This window comes from Sphingomonas cynarae, assembly GCF_039537815.1.
GTDB classification, from domain to species: Bacteria; Pseudomonadota; Alphaproteobacteria; order Sphingomonadales; family Sphingomonadaceae; genus Sphingomonas; species Sphingomonas cynarae.
The window spans coordinates 394,285-415,962 of sequence record NZ_BAABBF010000001.1 but is presented as its reverse complement, the minus strand read 5'-3'; the positions used below and the strand labels follow the sequence as shown (position 1 = coordinate 415,962).

Here is a 21,678-nt window from a genome sequence, read left to right as displayed (position 1 = left end):
TTGTGACCAGCCTATGACAGTGCCTCCTCCGGATGGATCGCGCGATCGCCGGATCGAGGATCCTTCCAATCTCTGGCTGATCCATCCGCTCGGCCGCCTGCTCCTGCCGATCGCGGTCGCGCGCGGAATATCCGCCAATGCCGTGTCGATTGCTGGACTGACGCTGGGGACCGGCGCCGCGCTCGCCTATGCCCGCTTCGCCGACTGGCGATTCGCGCTGATCGGGCTGATGCTGTCGATCGGCTGGCTGGTGGCGGACGGGCTGGACGGCATGGTCGCACGCGCCACCGGCACCGCCAGCCCGCTCGGCCGGATGCTCGACGGGCTGTGCGATCACGGCGTCTTCCTCCTGATCTACGTCGCGCTCGCGATCGTGTGGGGCACGCCGGCCGGCTGGGCACTGGCATTCGTCGCAGGTGGGCTGCACGCCGTACAGTCCAGCCTGTTCGAGGGGGAGCGTACCCGCTTCCACCGCCGGGCAAAGGGGGTGGCGCTGGTCGCCGCGCCGCCGGCACCCGCCGCGTCACCGCTGGTACGGCTGTACGACCACGTCGCCGGCATTCCAGACCGTCTGGCGATGGCGTTCGAGCAGCAATTGGCCGCCAGCCCCGATCCCGTCGCGACCGGCGCACGCTATGCGCGGGCGGCGGTGGCGCCGATGCGGCTATTGTCGCTGGAAACCGCCAATGTTCGTATTTTCATGGTCTTCGTCGCGTGTATGGCGGGCGATCCACGCCTCTTCTGGTGGTTCGAGATCGTTCCGTTGACAGCGATCCTGCTGGCAGGCCTCGCCTGGCATCGCCGGGTCGAGCGTGCATTTCTTTCTTCCGTCATTTCTTCCGCCCCGGCCGAGGCGCCGGCGCGATATCTCGTCAAGGAACAGGGACAGTAATGGGCACCATCCGCATCGCGATCGTCGGTATCGGCAATTGCGCCTCCAGCCTCGTGCAGGGCCTCGATTATTATGGCGAGGGCAGCAACGATCATGTCGGCCTGATGCATTACGAAGTCGGCGGCTATCGCCCCGGCGACATCAAGGTCGTGGCGGCGTGGGACGTCGATGCGCGCAAGGTCGGTCGTGACGTGGCGGAGGCGGTGTTCGCCAAGCCCAACTGCACCGCCGTGTTCGCCGCCAACCTGCCCGCCACCGGCACCGTCGTGAAGATGGGCAAGGTGCTGGACGGCGTCGCCGAGCACATGGCCGACTATAAGGACGACCGCACCTTCATCGTCGCCAACGACACGCAGCCGTCGAAGGAAGACGTGATCGCCGAACTGAAGGCGAGCGGTGCCGACGTGCTGATGAACTACCTGCCGGTGGGTTCGCAGGAAGCGACCGAATTCTATGCCGAATGCGCGCTGGAAGCCGGTGTCGCCTTCGTCAACAACATCCCCGTCTTCATCGCCTCCAACCCGGTCTGGGCGAAGCGGTTCGAGGATGCAGGCGTCGCGATCGTCGGTGACGACATCAAGGCGCAGCTGGGCGCGACCATCGTCCACCGCGTACTGACCGACCTGTTCGCCAAGCGCGGCGTGAAGCTGGACCGTACCTATCAGCTCAACACCGGCGGCAACACCGACTTTCTCAACATGTCGAACCATCGTCGGCTCGAATCGAAGAAGATTTCCAAGACCGAGGCAGTACAGTCGGTCGCAGCGGAACGACTTGACGACGACAATGTCCATATCGGCCCCAGCGATTACGTGCCGTGGCAGAACGACAACAAGGTTTGCTTCCTGCGCATGGAAGGCCAGCTCTTCGGCGGCGTGCCGATGAACCTGGAACTGCGCCTGTCGGTCGAGGATTCGCCCAACTCCGCCGGCGTGGCCATCGATATGATCCGATGCGCAAAGATCGCCAAGGATCGCGGCATCGGTGGCGTGATCGACCCCGCATCGGCCTATTTCTGCAAGCATCCCCGCACCCAGATGACCGACGACCTCGCCCAGATCGAGGTCGAGAAGTTCATCGCGGCCGCCTGATATGCCGATCTGCACCGGCGTGCTGCTCGCCGCCGGGCACGGCACCCGGCTGCGGGGCAGTGCGCCGTACAAGCCGCTCTGCCCCGTCGCCGGACGCCCGCTGATCGATCACGCGCTGACCGGCATGGCGGAGGCGGGGCTGACCCGCGCGGTCGTCGTGCTGGGTTACGGGGCGGAGGCGATCGCCGCGCATCTGGCGACCCGCCATTGGCCGCTGACGGTGGAGACGGTGATGACCCGCGACCACCGCGAGCCCAACGGCGTCTCCGTCCTCGCCGCCGCGCCGGTGCTGGCGGGGGAGCCGGCGGTGCTGGCGATGTGCGATCATCTCGTCACCCCCGCCCTCTATGCCCGCCTTGCGACGACCGGTACGGGCGGTGGCGCGACCCTGGGCATCGACCGGCGCATCGGCCACCCCTGGGTCGATCCCGACGACGTGACCTGGGTGAAGACCGATGGCGACGCGATCGTCGCGATCGGCAAGGGGCTGGCGGACGCCGACTGTTACGACACCGGCGTCTTCGCGATCGGCCCCCGCCTGTTCGCCGCACTCGGCAGCCTCGGCGCGCCGTCGCTTACCGACGGGATGCGCCTGCTCGCGGGCGATGGCCGCGCACAGGTGGTGGATTGCAGCGATCTCGACTGGATCGACGTCGACGATCCCGCCGCGCTGGCCAAAGCGGAGGCGTGGCGGCTGGCGCTGGCGGCATAGTCCGCCGGAACATCCGTCATTGCGAACATAGCGAAGCAATCCGGAGAATCGCGCGTTAGGCTCTGGATTGCTTCGCTACGCTTGCAATGACGGGATGGGTCGGTCTTGACGCTGTCGTCATTAAAACAACCGCCCGCCGTCCGGCACGCCCTGTGTCGGCGCGATCAGCACGACCTTGCCGTCCGCATCGGGAAAGCCGAGCGTCAGCACCTCCGAAATCATCGGCCCGATCTGGCGCGGCGGGAAGTTGACCACCGCCGCTACCTGCCGCCCGACCAGCATGTCGGGCGTGTAGTGTTCGGTGATCTGGGCGGATGATCGCTTGCGCCCGATCTCGGGGCCGAAATCGATCGTCAGCCGCAACGCGGGCTTGCGCGCCTCGGGAAACGGCTCGGCCACGACGATCGTCCCGACGCGGATGTCGACCTTGAGGAAATCGTCGAACGCGATGGTTTCGGCGGGGGTGTCCACGGCTCAAAAATCCAGATTGTCGTAATGGGCGGGCGGACCGATCATCTCCATCCGCTCGGCCAGCAGCGGGCGGAAGGACGGGCGGCTCTTCAACCCGCGATACCAGCGCGCGGTCTGGTCATGCCCCTTCCAGTCGATCCCGCCCAGATAGTCCGCGACCGAGATCTGCGCCGCCGCGGTCAGGTCGGCCAGCGTCATCGTCGCGCCGCCCAGCCATTGCCGGTGATCGAGCAGGTAATCGGTATAGTCGAGATGCCCGACCGCCGCCTTCATCGCCTCACGCAGCGCCTTGGCATCGGGCGTGGCGCGCTGCGCGATGCGCTTCACCATCCGCTCATGCAGCAGCGGCCCGGTGACGTCGTGATAGAAATGCGTGTCGAACCACGTCACCAGCCGGCGGATCTCGGCCCGGCTGGTCGCGGTGCCGTTGATCATCACCGCCTTGTCGATGGTTTCCTCGAAATATTCGGCGATCGCCATCGAATCGATCAGCAGGATGCCGCGATCGGCATCCACCATCACCGGCGTCTGCCCGGTCGGGTTCATGTCGACGAACTCGTCGCGCCGCAGCCAGGGTGATTCGCGGACAAGCTCGTACCCCACGCCCTTTTCACCCAGCAGCAAACGGACCTTGCGACTGAAGGGACACAGGGGGAATTGATAAAGCTGCCACATGGCGCACCGTTAGCGTCCCTCCGGCGGGGGCGGAAGGGCCGCGGCGGCGGTTATCGGCATGCGTTGGTTATGTTTCGGCATGGCGGGCGCTACAGCGGGCGGATGGACGCGGTGCTTTTCCTGTTGGCGGCGGCGATACTGGTCGCGCTGGGCGATCGCTGGCCGATCCTGCTGCCGGCCGCGGTGCCGGTGGCGGCGCTGGCGGGGACGACGCTGCCCGATCTCGACATGGCGCTGGGGCTGGGCCATCGCAGCGGCCTGACCCATTCGATGTTGCCCGTCATCCTGCTGGCGTCGCGACCACGCTGGTGGCCGGTCGCGGCGGGGCTGGCATTGGGCATCGGGCTGCACCTGTCCGCCGACGTGTTCCCCAATGCCATGCGCGGCTTCGCGACGGTGAAGGTGCCGGGCATGGGATCGATCGGGCGCGGCGGATCATGGACATGGCTGGCGGGCAATGCGCTGGCGGCGCTGGCGATCGGTACGCTGCTGCTGCGTCGGATCGCGACGGTCCGGATGACGGCGGCGGTGCTGGCGATCGTCGCGGTGATCGGCACGGCCTATCTGTTCGTCACCGATGGCGGTTGGCCGGCACTGCTGGTTTACGGCGCCACCGGCTGGGCGGTGGTGCGGCGGCGGCCTACCGGTTGAAGCATCGCCTACCCATTGCCCGGTCGCGTCACATCATCGATTTTCTCGCCCCGCCGTCTGCGTCGAAGTTGCCGTCATCCAGCCATGCCTCGAACCGTTGCCTCTGTGCGGGCCATTCCGGCTCCAGAAGCGAGAACCAGGCCGTATCGCGTCGACGCCCCTTCACGATGCTGTCGCCCCGCCATGTCCCCTCATAGACGAAACCGAACCGTCGCGCGGCGCGCATGGACGCCGCGTTAAGGGCATTACAGCGCCACACGACCCGGTGATAACCGAGCGCGAAGGCGTGTTGCATCATTAGGAATATCGCCTCCGTGGCGGCGCGGGTCCGCTGGAGACGCGGCGAGAACCAGATGCTGCCGATCTCGATCGCCGCATCGGTCGGCACGATGTCGCAAAACGAGGTCCAGCCCTCGGCCTTGCCGCTGGATGTCGGGATGACGGCGAAGAACGGTTGTCGGGCAAGGCCGCCGATCCGTTCGACATGGGCAGCCAGCGCCGCTTCCGTCGGGAAGGGGCCGTATCGCAGATAGGCCCATGACGCGTCCGCCGATCGGGCGGCATCCCACAGGTCGGCCACATGGCAGGCTGCCAATGGCTCGAGCATGACCGCCCGGCCCGGATGCCGCCGCAACACCGGCAACGTTCGCGTCGCGTCGGCGACGATCGGGCCAAGCGGCATATCGGTCATCGGTACCCCATGGCCTTGCGAGACGAACAGCTTGCCGAGGGACCGGAAGGGGACGGCGTCCCCGTCCGGCCATCCCTACTCCGCCGCCACCAGTTCGACCGTATCGTCGAGCGGGTGCGCCAGCCGGGTCAGCATCTCCTTCGGCACCACCTGCCAGAAATCACCGGCGGTGCGTGCCCAGTCGTCGATCAGCCCCTTCGACCAGCGGCTGTCGGTGGCCTTGGCATGGGCCTCGACCAGATCGCGCAGCACGCCTTCCCAATGCGCCGTGCCCAGCCGGCGCCAGGTGATGCTCTCGGGATTGGCGCGGGCATCGAAGCGGCCTTCGGGATCGTAGACGAACGCCATGCCGCCAGTCATGCCCGCACCGAAATTGGCACCGACCTGACCCAGCACCACCGCGATTCCGCCGGTCATGTATTCGCAGCCGTTCGCGCCGCAGCCCTCGACCACCACGGTCGCGCCCGAATTGCGCACCGCGAACCGCTCGCCCGCCTGCCCTGCCGCCAGCAGCCGGCCGCTGGTCGCGCCGTACAGCACGGTGTTGCCGATGATCGTGTTCTCCTGGCTGCGCAGCGGTGACGATACCGCCGGCCGCACGACGATGGTGCCGCCCGACAGGCCCTTGCCGACATAGTCGTTGGCATCGCCGAACACCTCCAGCGTGATCCCCTTGCACAGGAACGCGCCCAGCGACTGCCCCGCCGACCCGCGCAGGCGGATGGTGACGTGGCCATCGTTCAGCTTGCTCATCCCGAAAGTGCGGGTGATCTCCGACGACAGGCGCGTGCCGACCGCGCGGTGCGTGTTGCGCACCGAATAGGTCAGCTGCATCTTCTCGCCACGGCTGAACACCGCGGCGGCATCCTTGATGATCTGCGCATCGAGGCTGTCGGGCACCTCGTTACGGAAGGTCGACAGGCTGAACCGGCGCTCGGCATCGGTGGCATCCACCTTGGCGAGGATCGGGTTGAGGTCGAGATCGTCGAGATGCTCCGCACCGCGATTGACCTGACGGAGAAATTCGGTGCGCCCGATCACCTCGTCCAGCGACCGGCATCCGAGCCGGGCGAGAATGTCGCGCACCTCCTCGGCAATGAAGGTCATCAGGTTGATGACCTTTTCGGGCGTGCCGGTGAACTTGGCGCGCAGCCGCTCGTCCTGCACGCAGACGCCGACCGGGCAGGTGTTGCTGTGGCACTGGCGCACCATGATGCAGCCCATCGCGACGAGCGACAGCGTGCCGATGCCGAATTCCTCGGCACCCAGGATCGCGGCGATCACGATGTCGCGCCCCGTCTTCAACCCGCCATCCGCACGCAGGCGGATGCGCCCGCGCAGGCCGTTCAGCGTCAGCGTCTGGTTGACCTCCGACAGCCCCATTTCCCACGGTGTACCGGCATATTTGATGCTGGTCTGCGGGCTTGCGCCGGTGCCGCCGACATGGCCGGACACCAAGATCACGTCGGCATGCGCCTTCGCCACGCCCGCCGCGACCGTGCCGATCCCGGCCGAACTGACCAGCTTCACGCAGACGCGCGCGCGTGGATTGATCTGCTTGCAGTCGTAGATGAGCTGCGCCAGATCCTCGATCGAATAGATGTCGTGATGCGGCGGCGGGCTGATGAGCGTGACACCCGGCGTCGCGTGGCGCAGCTTGGCGATGAACTCCGTCACCTTGAAGCCGGGCAACTGCCCGCCCTCGCCGGGCTTGGCACCCTGTGCGACCTTGATCTCGATCTCCTCGCACGCGCCGAGATATTCGGCGGTCACGCCGAACCGGCCGGAGGCGATCTGCTTGACGCCGGAATTGGCATTGTCGCCGTTCGCATAGGGCTTGAAGCGGACGGTATCCTCGCCGCCCTCGCCCGACACCGCCTTGGCGCCGATACGGTTCATCGCGATCGCCAGCGTCTCGTGCGCCTCCGGCGACAGCGCGCCGAGCGACATGCCGGGCGTCACGAAGCGCTTGCGGATTTCGGTGATCGCCTCGACCTGATCGATCGCGACGCCCTCTGCCGGGAAGTTGAATTGCAGCAGGTCACGCAGATAGACGGGCGGCAGGTCGCTGACCCCGCGCGAAAATTGCAGATAGCTGGAATAGCTGTCGGTCGCGACCGCGGTCTGCAACAGGTGCATCAGCTGGGCGGAATAGGCGTGCGTCTCCCCGTCCGCGCGCTGGCGATAGAAGCCCCCGATCGGCAGCGTCGCGACCGCGCTGTCGAACGCCGCCTCGTGCCGGATCATCGCCGACAGGTGGAGCGAGGTGTAGCCTTCGCCGGAAATCTTCGCCGGCATCCCCGGAAACAGATCGTTGACCAGCGCACGGGACAGGCCGACCGCCTCGAAATTATAGCCGCCGCGATAGGACGAGATCACCGCGATGCCCATCTTCGAGATGATCTTGAGGATGCCCTCCTCCACCGCGATCCGGTGGCGGGTCAGGCATTCGTCCAGCGTCAGCGCCCCGAACAGGCCGCGGGTATGCCGGTCGACGATCGACGCCTCGGCCAGATAGGCGTTCACCGTCGTCGCCCCGACGCCGATCAGCACCGCATAGTAATGCGTGTCGAGACATTCGGCGCTGCGCACGTTGATCGACGCGTAGGAGCGCAGACCCCGCCGGACGAGGTGGGTGTGGACGGCGGCCGCCGCCAGCACGCCGGCGATCGCCACCCGGTCCTCCGAGACATGCTCGTCGGTCAGGAACAGTTCGGAGCGGCCCTCGCGCACCGCCTGTTCGGCCTGGTTGCGGATGCGCTGGATCGCGGCGCGCAGGCGATCGGGGCCGCCATCCGCCTCGAACGTGCAGTCGATCTCCGCCGCGGAACGACCGAAATGCGCCTTCAGCCGCTCCCAGTGCGCGCCGGTCAGCACCGGCGAATCGAGCACCAGCACCCGTTCGCGCTGGTCGCGCACGTCGAGGATGTTGGCGAGATTGCCGAACCGCGTCTTCAGCGACATGACATGGCGTTCGCGCAGCGAATCGATCGGCGGGTTGGTGACTTGCGAGAAGTTCTGGCGGAAGAACTGGCTGATCAGGCGCGGCTTGTCGGAGATGACCGCCAGCGGCGTATCGTCGCCCATCGATCCGATCGCTTCCTTGGCGCCATCGACCATCGGCGACAGGATCAGCTCCATATCCTCCATCGTCTGGCCGGCGGCGACCTGACGGCGGGCCAGTTCGGCACGGGAGAAGCGCACCGTCGCCTCGTCGCCGGCGGGAGGCAGGTCTTTCAGCGTCAGGAACTCGCCGGTCATCGCGGCATAATCCTGCTCGCCTGAAATCCGGTCCTTGATCGCGCGATCTTCCAGCACGATCCCTTCCTGCAGGTCGACCGCGATCATCTGCCCCGGTCCCAGCCGGCCCTTGGCGACGATGGTCGATTCCGGCACGACGACCATACCGCTTTCCGATCCGACGATCAGCAGGCCGTCATTGGTGCGGGTGTAGCGCAGCGGACGCAGCGCGTTGCGGTCCATGCCCGCCACCGCCCAGCGGCCGTCGGTCATCGCCAGCGCGGCGGGGCCATCCCACGGCTCCATGACGGAGGCGAGATACTGGTACATCGCGGTATGATCGGCGGGCATGTCGTCGCTCGCCGCCTCGGGCACCAGCATCAGCTTGGCGGTGGGCGCGTCGCGGCCGGAGCGGCAGATCGCCTCGAACACGGCGTCCAGCGCGGCGGTGTCGGACGCGCCGGCGGGGATCACTGGCTTGATGTCCTCCGAATTGTCGCCGAACGCGATCGACGCCATGCGGATCTCGTGGCTGAGCATCCAGTTCTTGTTGCCGCGGATCGTGTTGACCTCGCCGTTATGTGCCAGACAGCGGAACGGCTGCGCCAGCCACCATTGCGGGAAGGTGTTGGTCGAATAACGCTGGTGGAAGATCGCGACACGGCTCTCGAACCGCTGGTCCTGCAGATCGGGGTAGAAGATCGACAGGCTCTCGGCGAGGAACAGCCCCTTGTACACGATCGACCGTGCCGACAGCGAACAGATGTAGAAACCCTGGATCTGCGCGGCGATGATCCGCTTTTCGATGCGGCGGCGGACGAGATACAGGTTCTTCTCGAACTCCGCCTCGTCCTGATCCGCCGGCAGCGGGCCGGCGATCATGATCTGCTCGATCTCCGGCCGGGTCGCCTGTGCCTTCAGCCCGATGACCGACACGTCGACGGGCACCTGCCGCCAGCCATAGATGGTGTAGCCCGCCTCGATGATTGCCGATTCAACGATCGTCCGGCACGTCTCCTGCGCGCCCAGGTCGGTGCGCGGCAGGAATATCTGGCCGACCGCCAGCCGGTTCGGCCGCACCTTGTGGCCGGAACCCGCGATGGCGTCGTCGAAGAAGCGCAACGGCAGGTCGAGATGGATACCCGCGCCGTCGCCGGTCTTGCCGTCGGCATCCACCGCGCCACGATGCCACACCGCCTTCAGCGCATCGATCGCCGACTGCACGACCCGGCGCGACGGCCGCCCGTCGGTCGCCGCGACGAGGCCGACGCCACAGGCGTCCGACTCGAAATCGGGACGGTACATGCCGTGTTCGGCGAGATAGGCGCGCTGGTCATTCATCATCGTTCGACCCGATCAGTCGGAGGGTGGAAATAGATTCGAGCGCCATCACCGGCACCGGATGATGGCGGGCCTTCACGCCGCCACCTTCTCGGCACGCGCTTTCGCCTTCAGCCATTTGTGCATCGATGCGGCCACGTCGCGGCCGTCGCGGATCGCCCACACCACCAGGCTGGCACCGCGGACGATGTCGCCCGCCGCGAATACGCCGTCGAGGCTGGTCATCAACGTCTTGCCGTCGACCAGCACCGTGCCCCAGCGGCTGACGCCCAGTTCGGGCGCCCCCCACAGGGTCGGCAGATCCTCCGCGTCGAAGCCCAGCGCCTTGATGACCAGATCGGCGTCGAGCGTGAGGCCGGCGCCCGGATCGACCTCCGGCGCGCGGCGGCCGCTGGCGTCGGGCGCACCCAGGCGCATCCGGCTGGCGCGGACCGTGCTGACCTGCCCTTGCCCGTCGAAGCCGAGCGGGGCGGAAAGCCAGACGAACTCTGCGCCTTCCTCCTCGGCATTGGCCACTTCGCGCTGGCTGCCGGGCATGTTGGCGCGGTCACGGCGATAGAGGCATTTGACCGAGGCGGCACCCTGACGGATCGCGGTACGGACGCAGTCCATCGCGGTATCCCCGCCGCCGATCACGACGACGTTGCGCCCGGCCGCATCCAGCCGGCCGTCGTCGAATGCCGGCACCGCATCGCCGAAGCTCTTGCGATTGGAAGCGGTCAGATAATCGAGCGCGGCGACGACGCCGGGCGTCTCGTTGCCGGTCACATCAACCTGCCGCGCCTTGTACACGCCGGTGGCGATCAGCAATGCATCATGCTGCTGGCGCAACGCGTCCAGCGTCGCATCCTCGCCGACCGCAAAGCCGTAGTGGAACTCGATCCCCGCCGTCGCCAGCCGTTCGATGCGGCGCATCACCACGGGCTTTTCCAGCTTGAAACCGGGAATGCCATAGGTCAGCAGGCCGCCGGCGCGATCGTGCCGGTCATAGACATGGACGTCGTACCCATGGCCGCGCAGATATTCTGCCGCGGTCAGCCCGGCCGGGCCGGCGCCGATCACCGCCACCGACTGCCCGCGCGAAGGACCGACCACAACCGGCTCGACCCAACCCTCCGCCCAGGCGGTATCGGTGATGAACTTCTCGACCGAACCGATCGTCACCGCGCCGTGGCCGGAGAACTCGATCACGCAGTTACCCTCGCACAACCGGTCCTGCGGGCAGATGCGACCGCAGATTTCGGGCATGGTCGAGGTGCTGTTCGACAGCTCATACGCTTCGCGGAGCCGCCCTTCCGCGGTCAGGCGCAGCCAATCCGGGATATGATTGTGCAGCGGGCAATGCACCGAGCAATAGGGCACGCCACATTGCGAACAGCGCGACGCCTGATCCTCGGCGTCGGGCACCGCATAGCGATCGGCTATCTCACGGAAATCCGCGGCGCGCAGGTCGGCAGCGCGCTTTGCCGGATAGGACTGACCTTCGGTGACGAACTTCAGCATCGGGTTGTCCGCCATGCCGTATCTCCGCTCGATAATTACCCGAACGGCCCTACAACGGACAACAATCGACCTCAAGTAAGCATTACTTACCTATTTATGGGAAATATGTGCTGAAATGCCCTTTCCCGAAACAGGCTATCTCCTATTAATAACCGAAACGGACCTACCTGCTGTATAGAAACAGCAACGCCGCCGCGCCGGCGATGATTCGATACCAGGCGAAGGGCGCGAATCCGTGTTTCGTGACCACCGCCATGAAGGCCTTCACCACCACCAGGGCGACGACGAACGATACGACAAAGCCGATCGCGATCAGTTCCAGCCCCGCCCCGGTGATCGCGTCACGATGCTTGACCATCTGGAGCACGGTCGCCCCCGTCAGGGTCGGCAGCGCCAGGAAAAAGCTGAACTCGGCAGCCGTGCGGCGATCGATGCCCAGCGACATCGCCCCCATGATCGTCGCGCCCGACCGGCTGACCCCCGGGATCATCGCCAGACACTGGACCACCCCGATCTTCGCGGACTGGATGGCGGATACGCCGGCGATGCCGCCCACGGCCTGCGTCTTCGCCAGACGCTCGACAATCAGGATCGCGACGCCGCCGACGATCAAGGCCCAGGCGACCACGACGGCGTTTTCCAGCAACGCCTCGATCTGGTCGTTGAAGGCCAGCCCCAGCGCCACGGCCGGCACGAACGCGATCAGCAGATTGCGGACGAACGCGACCGAATTCGGCTCACGCTTCATCAACCCCGCCAGCACCGCCATGAAGGTGCGCCAGTACAACACGACGATGGCGAGGATCGCGCCCGGCTGGATCGCGATGTTGAACACCGTCCAGCGCGACGCGTCATAGCCCATCAGTTCGGTCGCCAGCACCAGATGCCCGGTCGACGAGACGGGCAGGAATTCCGTCACCCCTTCGACGATGCCGAGCAGGATGGCGACGAGATAATCGGTCAACGGCTATGCTCCGGACACGGGGAAAGCGTCACGACGCCTGCTCGACGGTGCGGCGGCCGAACCGGCCCTGCTGGCGGAACCGCACCAGCCATTCCGGCGCGGCGGCCGCCAGCGGCGTGGCCGCGATGCCGAGCGCGGCCAGCCCCTCCGCCCCAGCGCCCATGACATTGTCCTGCTGGAGCATCAGCCACTGGTCGCGCGTGATCGGCCCGCCCGGCACCTTGGCGAGCAGCGCGCCGATCGCATCGGGCAGTTCGAGAATATGCGGCGAACGCCCGATCGCATCGGCGATGAAGCGGATCAGCTCGCCCATCGAGATCACGTCGGGGCCGCCCAGTTCGTAGACATGGCCGCCGAACCGGCCGGGATCACCCGCCGCCACGGCGATCGCCTCGCCCAGATCGCCCGCGAAGATCGGCTGGAAACGAACGGGTGCGCGCAGCACCGGCACCACCGGGCTGGCGGCGATCATCCCGGCAAAGCGATTGACGAACTGGTCCTCGCGCCCGAACACGATCGAGGGACGCAGGATCGTCGCCTGCGCGAATGCCTCGCGTACCGCCGCCTCGCCCTCGCCCTTGCTGCGGCCATAGGCGGCGGCACTGCCGGGGTCGGCCCCGATCGCCGAGACATGGACCAGCGCTCCGGCCCCGGCCCGTGCCGCCGCCACCGCGACGGTACGGGCACCGTCGACATGGACGCGGTCCATCGCCCCGCCCATCACGCCGACCAGATTGACGACCACGTCCGCGCCCGCGACGGCACGGGCGACAGTGTCGGGCCGGGTCACGTCGGCGGCGACGAACTGCGTCTGGCCCAGGCCACCTTGCGTCTTCAGGAACCAGGCATGGCGCGGATCGCGCTGCGCCACCCGTACCCGCGCGCCGGCATTGAGCAGCGCCCGGACCGCATAGCGTCCGACGAACCCTCCGCCGCCGATCAGCGTCACCAGCTTGTTCTTCATGATTTGCATCCCGATGCGGTTTTCTGGCCTTTGCCGATCACAACGGCTGTTGACAAGGCTCCTGCACCACCCCTAAAGGCCGCCACCTACCCCGTGCCCAGATGGCGGAATTGGTAGACGCACCAGCTTCAGGTGCTGGCGATCGCAAGGTCGTGGAGGTTCGAGTCCTCTTCTGGGCACCATTTCTCCTGCTACAGGCAGTAGAGATTGTTATGTTTTCCTGTGATGGCGTGTGATGATCACCCCGCAGGGGCTACCCATGTTTTCAGGTGCCAGCGGCTATCCGCAGACAAGGGCGAGCCCCTGACATATCCTACCCCTGCCAATCCCTCAGAATCATAGCAGATGACGACTTGCCATCGACGTGAGCCATGGGAAAACCGTGTCGCATGGATATTCCGGTCGCCCGGGTAATCGGCAGAAATCGACAAATTCGACTGTCAGGCGATGCGGCTGCAAAAATACCGGCGCCGGCCCTTCGTAAAGGGACCCCAAGCTATTAAAATAGCTGGAAAAACTGGATGCCCGACAAGGACTCGAACCTTGATTGACGGAGTCAGAGTCCGCTCTCTTACCATTAGAGGATCGGGCAACCGAAGCGCGCCTCTAGGCCGGGCGGAGCGCGGTGTCAACGGGGGGAATCGACGCCGCTTGTCGTCGGGGCGGGGGAGCGCTACGTTGGGGCTAGACACCGAGCGAGCGCATCCTTGCGATCGTGACGGCAGAACACGAACGGAAAGTATCACGGCGATGGGGGATGTTTCCGCCCGAGAGCCGTACCGGCAGGATCGCCCTGCCCGTCCGGCGCCGAACCGGCCGCCCCGCGGCCGGTGGGGCGATGCGCGGGCCTATGCCGCGCTCGATCTGGGCACCAATAACTGCCGATTGCTGATCGCCCGGCCGCAGGGGTCGGGCTTTGCCGTGGTCGATGCCTTTTCGCGCATCGTCCGGCTGGGCGAAGGCGTGGCGGCAAGCGGGCGATTGAGCGATGCGGCGATCGAGCGGACGCTGGCGGCGCTGCGCGTATGTGCGGACAAGCTGAAGCGGCGTAACGTCGTGCTCGCCCGATCGGTCGCGACCGAGGCGTGCCGGCGGGCCGCGAACGGCGCGGATTTCATCGAGCGCGCCCATGCCGAAACCGGCATCCGGCTCGACATCATCTCGGCGGAGGAAGAGGCGGGGCTGGCGGTGCTCGGCTGCCACGCGCTGATCGAGCCGGGCAGCGATCCCGCGCTGGTGTTCGACATCGGCGGCGGATCCACCGAACTGGTGCTGGTCGACACCGCCGGACCGGAGCCGCGCGTGCTCGACTGGCACTCGGCACCATGGGGCGTCGTGTCGCTGACGGAGCGGGCGGGTGCCGCCGGCAATGGCGACCCGGCGGCGCTGGCACGGGCCTATGCGGAGATGCGGGCGCTGGCGGCGGCCAGCATGGCGCCGTTCGCGGCACGGCTGCCCCGGGTCGACCAGCCGCGGCTGCTGGGCACCAGCGGCACGGTGACGACGCTGGGCAGCGTGCATCTGGGCCTGAGCCATTACGACCGGTCGGCGGTCGACGGGCTGGTCGCCCCGGCGGCGGCGATGCGCGAGATCAGCCGGTCGCTGTCGGGCAAATCGATCGCGCAGCGCGCCGAGGTAGCGTGCATCGGCAACGAGCGCGCCGATCTGGTGGTGGCGGGCTGTGCGATTCTGGAGACGATCATGGACCTGTGGCCGGCCGAACGGCTGGGTATCGCCGATCGCGGCATCCGCGAAGGCATCCTGCGCCGCCTGATGGGCGAGCGCCGGCCATGAGGACGGCGGCATGAGGAACAAGACATGAGCAGGGGCGGATCGGGCGGACGGACGCGCGTGAAGACCGCGCGCAACCGCACCGCGGCATCGACGCGGTGGCTGGAGCGGCAGTTGAACGATCCCTATGTCCGCAAGGCGCGGGCGGAGGGCTATCGCAGCCGTGCGGCATACAAGCTGATCGAACTGGACGAGCGGTTCGGGCTGCTGAAGGGCGCGCGCCGGGTGATCGACCTGGGCATCGCACCGGGCGGCTGGACGCAGGTGGTGCGGCGGCAGGTGCCGGTGGCGACGATCGTCGGGATCGACCTGCTGCCGGTTGACCCGATCGACGGCGCGACGATCCTGCAACTCGATTTCATGGACGATACGGCACCGGGCCTGTTGCAGGAGGCGCTGGGCGGCGCCGCCGACCTGATCCTGTCGGACATGGCGGCCAACACCGTCGGCCATCCCCAGACCGATCACCTGCGCACGATGGCGCTGGTCGAGGCGGGGGTGGACTTCGCGTGCGACGTGCTGAAACCCGGCGGCGCGTTCGTCGCCAAGGTGCTGGCAGGCGGCGCGGACAATGATCTGGTCGCGACGCTGAAGCGCAATTTCCAGACGGTGAAACATGCCAAGCCACCGGCCAGCCGCAAGGATTCGTCCGAATGGTATGTGATCGCGCAAGGCTTCAAGGGGCGAGCCGCGGCCGATCCGGTGGAAGACGATGCGGACTGAAAAGTCACACTAAGGTCGCGAAGGTCGCATCCTACAGGGGTGTGGCGGACGGTGCGAAAGAGCGGCGGCGGGATGGCCGTGGCGCGATCGTAGCGGGACGTGCCGGTGTAGGACAGCCCGGGGTCGGTATGGCTCAACCGGGATGGCATCGCCCCCACCGATCGTGGCGTTGCGCGGCGGAGCAAGACAGTTCAGGGGCCACCGTGCGTGGTTCCGGATTGCTTCGCTACGCTCGCAACGACGGCAAGGCCGGTTCGCATCCAGCATCACTACGACATGAAAAGGCCCGCGACGTCGCCGTCGCGGGCCTTTTCATGTTCCGATCGAAACCGGATCAGCCGTCGTAGTCGGCACCCAGATTCTGGTTGCGCGGCGGCGCGGCGGCGGTGAGGCGCAGTGCCTCCGCCTGCGCGGACAGCGAGCCGACGGCATCGACCTCGTCATCGTCGTCGACCCGTACCTTCTGCAACGAGGTAACGACCGATTCCTGCAGGTGATCGGGACGCACCGTCTCTTCCGCGATCTCGCGCAGGGCGACGACCGGATTCTTGTCGCGATCGCGATCGATCGTCAGATCGGCGCCACCCGAAATCTGGCGTGCCCGCTGCGCCGCGAACAACACGAGGTCGAACCGGTTGGAAACCTTGTCGACGCAATCCTCGACGGTGACGCGCGCCATGCCGTGTCCTTCAAAACGCTGAAATCAGGAGAATGGCGGCGGATAGCGCAAGAGCCGGTTAAAATCAAGGTTGGCGTCGGCAAGGTGACATGGATCAACCCGCCCCGCCCGTGCGTAGTGAGACCATGCCGGTGTCCGACCGTACCCCGCCCCTGCCCGACAGCGCAGCGCCGGTGCCCGCCCAGCCCGACCGACCGGTCGCGGACGATATGCCCGAACAGCCGGTGTTCACGGTCGATGGCAACCGGCTGACGCTGCTCGACACCGGACCGCGACGGTTGCGGGCGTTGATCGACCTGATCGATGGCGCGCGCCATTCGCTGCGCATCCTCTATTATATCTACGCCGACGACGACACCGGCCGGCGGATCAACGCGGCGCTGGCGGCGGCGGCCCGGCGCGGGGTGACGGTAGCGGTGGTCGTGGACGGGTTCGGCAGCGACGGCACCGACGATTCGTTCTTCGACGACATTCGTGCCGCCGGGGTCGACGTGTGCTGGTTCACGCCCTCGTTCGGGCGGCGTTACCTGTTGCGCAATCATCAGAAACTGGCGCTGGCCGATGCCGATGAGAACCCGCGGATCATCATTGGCGGCTTCAATGTCGAGGACGATTATTTCGGCACCGTCGCGGACAAGGCGTGGCGCGACCTGGGGCTGCTGGTCGAAGGGCCGGCGGCGGCGCGGATGGGGGGCTATTTCGACGCCCTGCGCGCCGCGATCGAACATCCCAAGCTGCGCGTCGGCCCGATCAACCGATCGCTGGCGCAATTCAGCGAACGGCATGGCCGGATGCGCTGGTTGATCGGCGGCCCCACCCGCCGGCTGTCGCCCTGGGCAAGGACGGTGCGTGACGACATGGCGCGGGGACGCTGCATCGACATGGTGGCCGGCTATTTCCTGCCCAGCCCGATGCTGTTGCGCCGGATCGAGCGTGCCGGCCGGGCCAGCCACCGGGTCCGCATCGTCACCGCCGCCCGGTCCGATAACAACGCCACGATCGCCGCGGCGCGCTTCACCTATGCCGGCCTGATGAAGCGGGGGGTGCAGTTGTTCGAATATCTGCCGACCAAGCTGCACACCAAACTCTATGCGATCGACGATATCGTGCATATCGGTTCGGCCAATTTCGACATGCGCAGCCTGTTCATCAATCTGGAACTGATGCTGCGGATCGACGATGCCGCCTTTGCCAATCATGTCCGCGCCTATGTCGATGGCGAGATCGCACAGTCGCAGGCGGTGACCCCCGACGTGTACCGGCGCGAGACGGGCTGGTGGCAGCGGGTGAAGCAGTTCGGGGCGTATGTGATGCTGGGGGTGATCGATCCCAGCGTGTCGCGCGGACTGAACTTCGGGATCGACGAATAGGTCACGCCGTCACGGTGATGCGGTCATGATGGTCTGGGTCGCGGAGAGGCGCCTCGTCGTATTTACGACGATGGGAGAAGGGACGACGGCAAAGCCGCCGTCTTTACGTCGGACGGGATCGGTGATGCCGACCCGCCGACCGGACTTCGCGCTGCCGCCGGGGGCGGCACCGACGCGGGCGTGGCCGCGTCTGCGCTCAGTCTTTCCAGGCCCAGTACAACTGCGCGGGGGGCACGTTCCACCATTCCATGTCGTGGTCGATCCGCTGCCAGTGCGGGACCAGGAAGTCCTTCACCTTGGGGCTGAACTGATAGACGAGGAAGGCGCCACCGGGATTGAGCGTGGCGTGCGTCGCCGCCGCGATCGCCGGGCCGACGCCGGGGGGAAGCGTGGAGAAGGGCAGGCCCGACAGGATATAGTCGGCCGCGGCGAACCCACGCTCCGCGATGATCGTCGCGACATCGGCCGCCGACCCCTCGACCGGCTGGAACCGCGGATCGACGATCGTGGCATCGAGATAGCGGATGAAGTCGGCGTTGGTGTCGATCGCGATCAGCGTCGCGTCGGGCGCCATGCGTTCGAGGATCGGGCGGCAGAAGGTGCCGACACCGGGGCCATATTCGACGAACAGCTTGCAATTGGCCCAGTCCACCCGGTCCAGCATCTTGCGGATCAGCTTGTCGGACGACGGGATGATCGATCCCACCATCACCGGATGCTTGAGAAAACCCTGGAAGAACATCTGTGCCGGGGAAGGAATTCCGGCGGGGCGGCGCACGCGGCGGGCGGCGGAGGTCGAGCTTGCCATCGAAATCCTGTCGAACGTGGTCCCCACACGAACGGCGAGGTCTTGACCCCTCCGTCGCACAGGTGCCGAACGTGTTGCAAGGGATAGGGTTTCAATCGTGCGACAGTCCGCCCCGCAATGGGGCATCGCCGACCCCGGCCTTCCCCTTCCCTGCCGCTACGGCAATCGGTTATTTCAGGGCGCATGACAGACCGGACGGGACAGGTGGCGGTGATCTTTTCATCGCAGCGACGCAGCGACGATGAGGCGGATTATGCCGCCGCTGCCGCCGCGATGGACCGGTTGGCCGCCCTCCAACCCGGTTATTGCGGCGTCGACAGCGCACGCGGAGCGGACGGGTTCGGTATTACCGTCAGCTGGTGGGCGGACGAAGCGGCGGCATTGGCGTGGCGCGGGCATCCCGACCATGTCGCGATCCGCGACCGGGGGCGAAACGAATGGTATGACGGTTACGAGGTCGCGGTAACGACAGTCGGGCGGTCGTACCGGTGGGCGCGGGATCGGGGAAATATTCCTGCCGATCCGTCATTGCCATCGTAGCGTAGCGATCCGGCGGCCACGCTCGACGCCCTGGATTGCTTCGCTACGCTCGCAATGACGGATGAGGCGGAGTCTATCCCCCTTTGCTGCCCCTCGGGGTCAACTGGCCGGGGCTGATGAAACCGATCGGCTGGACCGCGGTGGCATCCTGTTTCAGGCGGGCGGCCATCTGCTCGTAATCGCGCTCCGTCTCGGGCGTGACACTGGCGCGCGATTCGGTGAGGGCCGATTCGAAATCCGCCATCGTCACCTCGGTGCTCTGGAGCGAGCGGCGCAGCGCGACCAGACCGGCACGACGCGTCACATCCTCCAGATCGGCGCCGGTGAACCGTTCGGTCCGGCGCGCCACCTCCTCCAGATCGACATCGGCGGCGAGCGGCATCTTCGCGGTCTGGATCTTCAGGATGCGCAGCCGCCCCGGGGTATCCGGCAGGCCGACATAAATCAGCTCGTCGAACCGGCCCGGCCGCAGCAGCGCGGGATCGACGAGGTTGGGCCGGTTGGTCGCACCGATCACCACCACCGACTGGAGTTCCTCCAGCCCGTCCATCTCGGCGAGGATGGTGTTCACCACCCGCTCGGTCACCTGCGGCTCGCCCGCGCCGGACCCGCGCGCGGGAACGAGGCTGTCGAGTTCGTCGATGAAGATCACCGTCGGCGCCACCTGCCGCGCGCGCTGGAACAGGCGGGCGATCTGCTGTTCGCTTTCGCCATACCATTTGCTCAGCAGGTCGCTCGACTTGGTGGCGATGAAGTTCGCCTCCGCCTCGCGCGCCACCGCCTTGGCGAGCAGCGTCTTGCCGGTGCCGGGCGGCCCATAGAGCAGGAAGCCGCGCGCGGGCCGGATGCCGAGGCGACGGAACGCGTCGGGGTCCTTGAGCGGCAGTTCGACGCCTTCCTTCAGACGCATCTGCGCATCGTCGAGCCCGCCGACATCCTCCCAGCGGACGCGTGGCGCCTCCACCATCACCTCGCGCATCGCCGATGGCTGCACGCGTTTCAGCGCGCCGAGGAAATCCTCGCGCGTCACCGACAGCGTGTCGAGCACCTCGGGCGGGATGGTGCGTTCCTCCAGGTTCAGCTTCGGCATGATCCGCCGTACCGCCTCGATCGCCGCCTCGCGGGTCAGGGCCGCCAGATCGGCGCCGACGAAGCCATAGGTGGTCCGCGCCAGCTCGGCGAGGTCGACCTTGTCGCCCAGCGGCATCCCGCGAGTATGGATGCCGAGAATTTCGCGGCGACCGCGCTCGTCGGGCACACCGACCACGATCTCGCGGTCGAACCGGCCGGGCCGGCGCAGCGCTTCATCGATCGCCTCGGGGCGGTTGGTGGCGGCGATCACGACGAGGTTGGCGCGCGCCTCCAGCCCGTCCATCAGCGTCAATAGCTGCGCGACGACGCGCTTCTCCGCCTCGCCCTGCACCTGACCGCGCTTGGGCGCGATCGAATCGATCTCGTCGATGAACACGATCGAGGGCGCGGCCTTGGCCGCTTCCTCGAACACCTCGCGCAGCCGCCCTTCGGATTCGCCGTAGGACGAACCCATGATCTCCGGCCCGTTGATGAGGAAGAACTGCGCATCCGATTCATTGGCGACCGCGCGGGCCAGCCGCGTCTTGCCGGTGCCGGGCGGCCCGTGCAGCAACACGCCCTTGGGCGGATCGACGCCCAGCCGCTGGAACAGTTCGGGGTAGCGCAGCGGCAACTCGACCATCTCGCGCAGATTGTCGATCGTCGCCGCCATGCCGCCGATATCGTCATACGTCACGTCGGCCCGGCGGGCGTCGCGCACCTCCTCATATTCGGGGCGCAGCTCGATCTCGGTATTCTCGTCGATATGGACGACGCCCTTGGGGCTGGCGGAGACGACCTGCAGCCGGATTTCCTGCAACGCATAGGCGGGCGCGTTCATGAAGCGCTGCACGGTCGGCGGCATGTCCGCCACACGCTGATGCCCCGCGGTCGCCACCACGTCGCCCTGGCAGAAGGGGCGGCCGAGGAAGGTGCGCTTCAGCGCGTTCGACGATCCCTGCAACCGCAGATTCTGTTGTGCGGGCGCGAAGACGACGCGGGTGGCGGGCTTCGATTCGGCGCGGCGTACCTCGACGAAATCGCCCGAGCCGACACCGGCATTGGCGCGCTGCAAGCCGTCGATCCGCAGCAGGTCGAGCCCCTCATCCTCCGGATAGGGGCCGACCGCGCGCGCCGGCGTGGACTGTTTGCCGACGATCTCGATCACGTCGCCCTCACCCACGCCCAGCGCCGCCATCAGCGTGCGCGGCAGGTGGGCGAGACCACGGCCCGAATCCTCGGGCCGGCTGTTCGCCACCTGGATTTTGCGTGGGGGAGTATCGGTATCGGCCATCAGGCATCCTTTCGGGCGTCGAACCCGTCAGGTAGGAAGCCGGATGCGATGGCGCGAGGGGCTGGCGCTATGCGCCGCGCACAAAAAAAGGGCCGGCGAAACCGCCAGCCCGTGAAGTTTTTAGGAGAGGATGCCTGAAAGGCACGTCCTTTCTGATCCATGTTTGTCTATGCTGCAAGTGCGAAAAGCGATATCGCGATTGCATGT

Annotated in this window: 18 protein-coding genes and 2 tRNA genes; 9 read left to right on the top strand and 11 right to left on the bottom strand. The window is 66.8% G+C overall.

Features of this window, described 5'->3' with window-relative positions:
- Positions 1–13: 13 nt before the first annotated feature.
- From ABD719_RS01965 to ABD719_RS01955, 3 genes are read left to right on the top strand one after another with little or no spacing between them, the layout of a single operon-like run.
- Complete coding sequence (locus ABD719_RS01965; RefSeq protein WP_344691685.1) at positions 14–892, top strand: CDP-alcohol phosphatidyltransferase family protein; 879 nt, start codon at positions 14–16, stop codon at positions 890–892.
- Positions 892–1,983 carry an inositol-3-phosphate synthase gene (locus ABD719_RS01960; RefSeq protein WP_192125675.1) on the top strand — a complete coding sequence of 364 codons (1,092 nt, stop codon included), beginning with the start codon at positions 892–894 and terminating at the stop codon, positions 1,981–1,983. Before ABD719_RS01965 ends, ABD719_RS01960 begins: the two co-directional genes overlap by 1 nt.
- Position 1,984: 1 nt before the next feature.
- Complete coding sequence (locus ABD719_RS01955; protein ID WP_344691684.1) at positions 1,985–2,695, top strand: phosphocholine cytidylyltransferase family protein; 711 nt, start codon at positions 1,985–1,987, stop codon at positions 2,693–2,695.
- A gap of 120 nt (positions 2,696–2,815) precedes the next feature.
- Here ABD719_RS01955 and ABD719_RS01950 read toward each other — a convergent pair whose 3' ends face one another.
- Both ABD719_RS01950 and ABD719_RS01945 read right to left on the bottom strand, forming a co-directional pair.
- A complete protein-coding gene (locus tag ABD719_RS01950; RefSeq protein ID WP_344691683.1) occupies positions 2,816–3,166 on the bottom strand; it encodes a tRNA-binding protein in 351 nt (116 codons plus the stop codon).
- A gap of 3 nt (positions 3,167–3,169) precedes the next feature.
- A complete protein-coding gene (locus ABD719_RS01945; protein WP_192125672.1) occupies positions 3,170–3,841 on the bottom strand; it encodes a glutathione S-transferase family protein in 672 nt (223 codons plus the stop codon).
- Between the two features lie 102 nt (positions 3,842–3,943).
- Between ABD719_RS01945 and ABD719_RS01940 the strand changes: the two genes are divergently transcribed.
- Positions 3,944–4,492 (top strand): hypothetical protein, encoded by a 549-nt coding sequence (locus ABD719_RS01940; protein WP_344691682.1) that lies wholly within the window; start codon positions 3,944–3,946, stop codon positions 4,490–4,492.
- A 28-nt stretch (positions 4,493–4,520) separates the two neighbouring features.
- Here ABD719_RS01940 and ABD719_RS01935 read toward each other — a convergent pair whose 3' ends face one another.
- The 5 genes from ABD719_RS01935 to ABD719_RS01915 all read right to left on the bottom strand — a co-directional run bounded on the left by ABD719_RS01935 (position 4,521) and on the right by ABD719_RS01915 (position 13,195).
- Positions 4,521–5,183, bottom strand: a complete 663-nt coding sequence (locus ABD719_RS01935; protein ID WP_344691681.1) for a GNAT family N-acetyltransferase — start codon at positions 5,181–5,183, stop codon at positions 4,521–4,523.
- Positions 5,184–5,258: 75 nt separating this feature from the next.
- Positions 5,259–9,767 (bottom strand): glutamate synthase large subunit, encoded by a 4,509-nt coding sequence (gene gltB, locus ABD719_RS01930; RefSeq protein WP_425567088.1) that lies wholly within the window; start codon positions 9,765–9,767, stop codon positions 5,259–5,261.
- A 72-nt stretch (positions 9,768–9,839) separates the two neighbouring features.
- Positions 9,840–11,282, bottom strand: coding sequence for an NAD(P)-dependent oxidoreductase (locus ABD719_RS01925; RefSeq protein ID WP_344691680.1), 1,443 nt, complete (start codon positions 11,280–11,282; stop codon positions 9,840–9,842).
- A gap of 148 nt (positions 11,283–11,430) precedes the next feature.
- Entirely contained in the window at positions 11,431–12,231 is an 801-nt protein-coding gene (locus tag ABD719_RS01920) for an undecaprenyl-diphosphate phosphatase (protein WP_344691679.1), read from the bottom strand.
- A 28-nt stretch (positions 12,232–12,259) separates the two neighbouring features.
- The gene (locus ABD719_RS01915) at positions 12,260–13,195 is read right to left on the bottom strand and encodes a complex I NDUFA9 subunit family protein (RefSeq protein ID WP_344691678.1); all 936 of its coding nucleotides are present in this window, start codon (positions 13,193–13,195) and stop codon (positions 12,260–12,262) included.
- 95 nt (positions 13,196–13,290) lie between these two features.
- Here ABD719_RS01915 and ABD719_RS01910 point away from each other — a divergent pair.
- Positions 13,291–13,377: transfer RNA gene (locus tag ABD719_RS01910), tRNA-Leu, on the top strand.
- A 336-nt stretch (positions 13,378–13,713) separates the two neighbouring features.
- Here ABD719_RS01910 and ABD719_RS01905 read toward each other — a convergent pair.
- Positions 13,714–13,787, bottom strand: a tRNA-Gln gene (locus ABD719_RS01905).
- A 158-nt stretch (positions 13,788–13,945) separates the two neighbouring features.
- On the opposite strand from ABD719_RS01905, the gene ABD719_RS01900 reads away from it, so the two are divergent.
- Together ABD719_RS01900 and ABD719_RS01895 are read left to right on the top strand one after the other, a co-directional pair.
- Positions 13,946–14,989 (top strand): Ppx/GppA phosphatase family protein, encoded by a 1,044-nt coding sequence (locus ABD719_RS01900; protein WP_192125663.1) that lies wholly within the window; start codon positions 13,946–13,948, stop codon positions 14,987–14,989.
- Positions 14,990–15,013: 24 nt separating this feature from the next.
- Positions 15,014–15,709 (top strand): RlmE family RNA methyltransferase, encoded by a 696-nt coding sequence (locus ABD719_RS01895; protein WP_344691677.1) that lies wholly within the window; start codon positions 15,014–15,016, stop codon positions 15,707–15,709.
- A gap of 334 nt (positions 15,710–16,043) precedes the next feature.
- Here ABD719_RS01895 and rpoZ read toward each other — a convergent pair whose 3' ends face one another.
- Complete coding sequence (gene rpoZ, locus ABD719_RS01890; protein ID WP_192125786.1) at positions 16,044–16,388, bottom strand: DNA-directed RNA polymerase subunit omega; 345 nt, start codon at positions 16,386–16,388, stop codon at positions 16,044–16,046.
- Positions 16,389–16,597: 209 nt separating this feature from the next.
- Here rpoZ and ABD719_RS01885 point away from each other — a divergent pair, with 209 nt between their 5' ends.
- Entirely contained in the window at positions 16,598–17,758 is a 1,161-nt protein-coding gene (locus tag ABD719_RS01885; RefSeq protein WP_344691949.1) for a phospholipase D-like domain-containing protein, read from the top strand.
- A 196-nt stretch (positions 17,759–17,954) separates the two neighbouring features.
- Here ABD719_RS01885 and ABD719_RS01880 read toward each other — a convergent pair whose 3' ends face one another.
- Positions 17,955–18,566, bottom strand: a complete 612-nt coding sequence (locus tag ABD719_RS01880) for a class I SAM-dependent methyltransferase (protein ID WP_192125661.1) — start codon at positions 18,564–18,566, stop codon at positions 17,955–17,957.
- Between the two features lie 183 nt (positions 18,567–18,749).
- Here ABD719_RS01880 and ABD719_RS01875 point away from each other — a divergent pair, with 183 nt between their 5' ends.
- Entirely contained in the window at positions 18,750–19,106 is a 357-nt protein-coding gene (locus ABD719_RS01875; RefSeq protein ID WP_344691676.1) for an antibiotic biosynthesis monooxygenase family protein, read from the top strand.
- Between the two features lie 73 nt (positions 19,107–19,179).
- On the opposite strand, the gene ABD719_RS01870 is transcribed toward ABD719_RS01875, so the two are convergent.
- Entirely contained in the window at positions 19,180–21,471 is a 2,292-nt protein-coding gene (locus ABD719_RS01870) for a CDC48 family AAA ATPase (protein WP_344691675.1), read from the bottom strand.
- Between the last annotated feature and the right edge of the window lie 207 nt (positions 21,472–21,678).

Coding starts and splice junctions, on each gene's coding strand:
- ABD719_RS01965 (WP_344691685.1), top strand. CDS start 14: ATGACAGTGCCTCCTCCGGATGGATCGCGCGATCGCCGGATCGAGGAT.
- ABD719_RS01960 (WP_192125675.1), top strand. CDS start 892: ATGGGCACCATCCGCATCGCGATCGTCGGTATCGGCAATTGCGCCTCC.
- ABD719_RS01955 (WP_344691684.1), top strand. CDS start 1,985: ATGCCGATCTGCACCGGCGTGCTGCTCGCCGCCGGGCACGGCACCCGG.
- ABD719_RS01945 (WP_192125672.1), bottom strand. CDS start 3,841: ATGTGGCAGCTTTATCAATTCCCCCTGTGTCCCTTCAGTCGCAAGGTC.
- ABD719_RS01940 (WP_344691682.1), top strand. CDS start 3,944: ATGGACGCGGTGCTTTTCCTGTTGGCGGCGGCGATACTGGTCGCGCTG.
- ABD719_RS01935 (WP_344691681.1), bottom strand. CDS start 5,183: ATGACCGATATGCCGCTTGGCCCGATCGTCGCCGACGCGACGCGAACG.
- gltB (WP_425567088.1), bottom strand. CDS start 9,767: ATGATGAATGACCAGCGCGCCTATCTCGCCGAACACGGCATGTACCGT.
- ABD719_RS01925 (WP_344691680.1), bottom strand. CDS start 11,282: ATGGCGGACAACCCGATGCTGAAGTTCGTCACCGAAGGTCAGTCCTAT.
- ABD719_RS01915 (WP_344691678.1), bottom strand. CDS start 13,195: ATGAAGAACAAGCTGGTGACGCTGATCGGCGGCGGAGGGTTCGTCGGA.
- ABD719_RS01900 (WP_192125663.1), top strand. CDS start 13,946: ATGGGGGATGTTTCCGCCCGAGAGCCGTACCGGCAGGATCGCCCTGCC.
- ABD719_RS01895 (WP_344691677.1), top strand. CDS start 15,014: ATGAGCAGGGGCGGATCGGGCGGACGGACGCGCGTGAAGACCGCGCGC.
- rpoZ (WP_192125786.1), bottom strand. CDS start 16,388: ATGGCGCGCGTCACCGTCGAGGATTGCGTCGACAAGGTTTCCAACCGG.
- ABD719_RS01885 (WP_344691949.1), top strand. CDS start 16,598: ATGCCCGAACAGCCGGTGTTCACGGTCGATGGCAACCGGCTGACGCTG.
- ABD719_RS01880 (WP_192125661.1), bottom strand. CDS start 18,566: ATGGCAAGCTCGACCTCCGCCGCCCGCCGCGTGCGCCGCCCCGCCGGA.
- ABD719_RS01875 (WP_344691676.1), top strand. CDS start 18,750: ATGACAGACCGGACGGGACAGGTGGCGGTGATCTTTTCATCGCAGCGA.
- ABD719_RS01870 (WP_344691675.1), bottom strand. CDS start 21,471: ATGGCCGATACCGATACTCCCCCACGCAAAATCCAGGTGGCGAACAGC.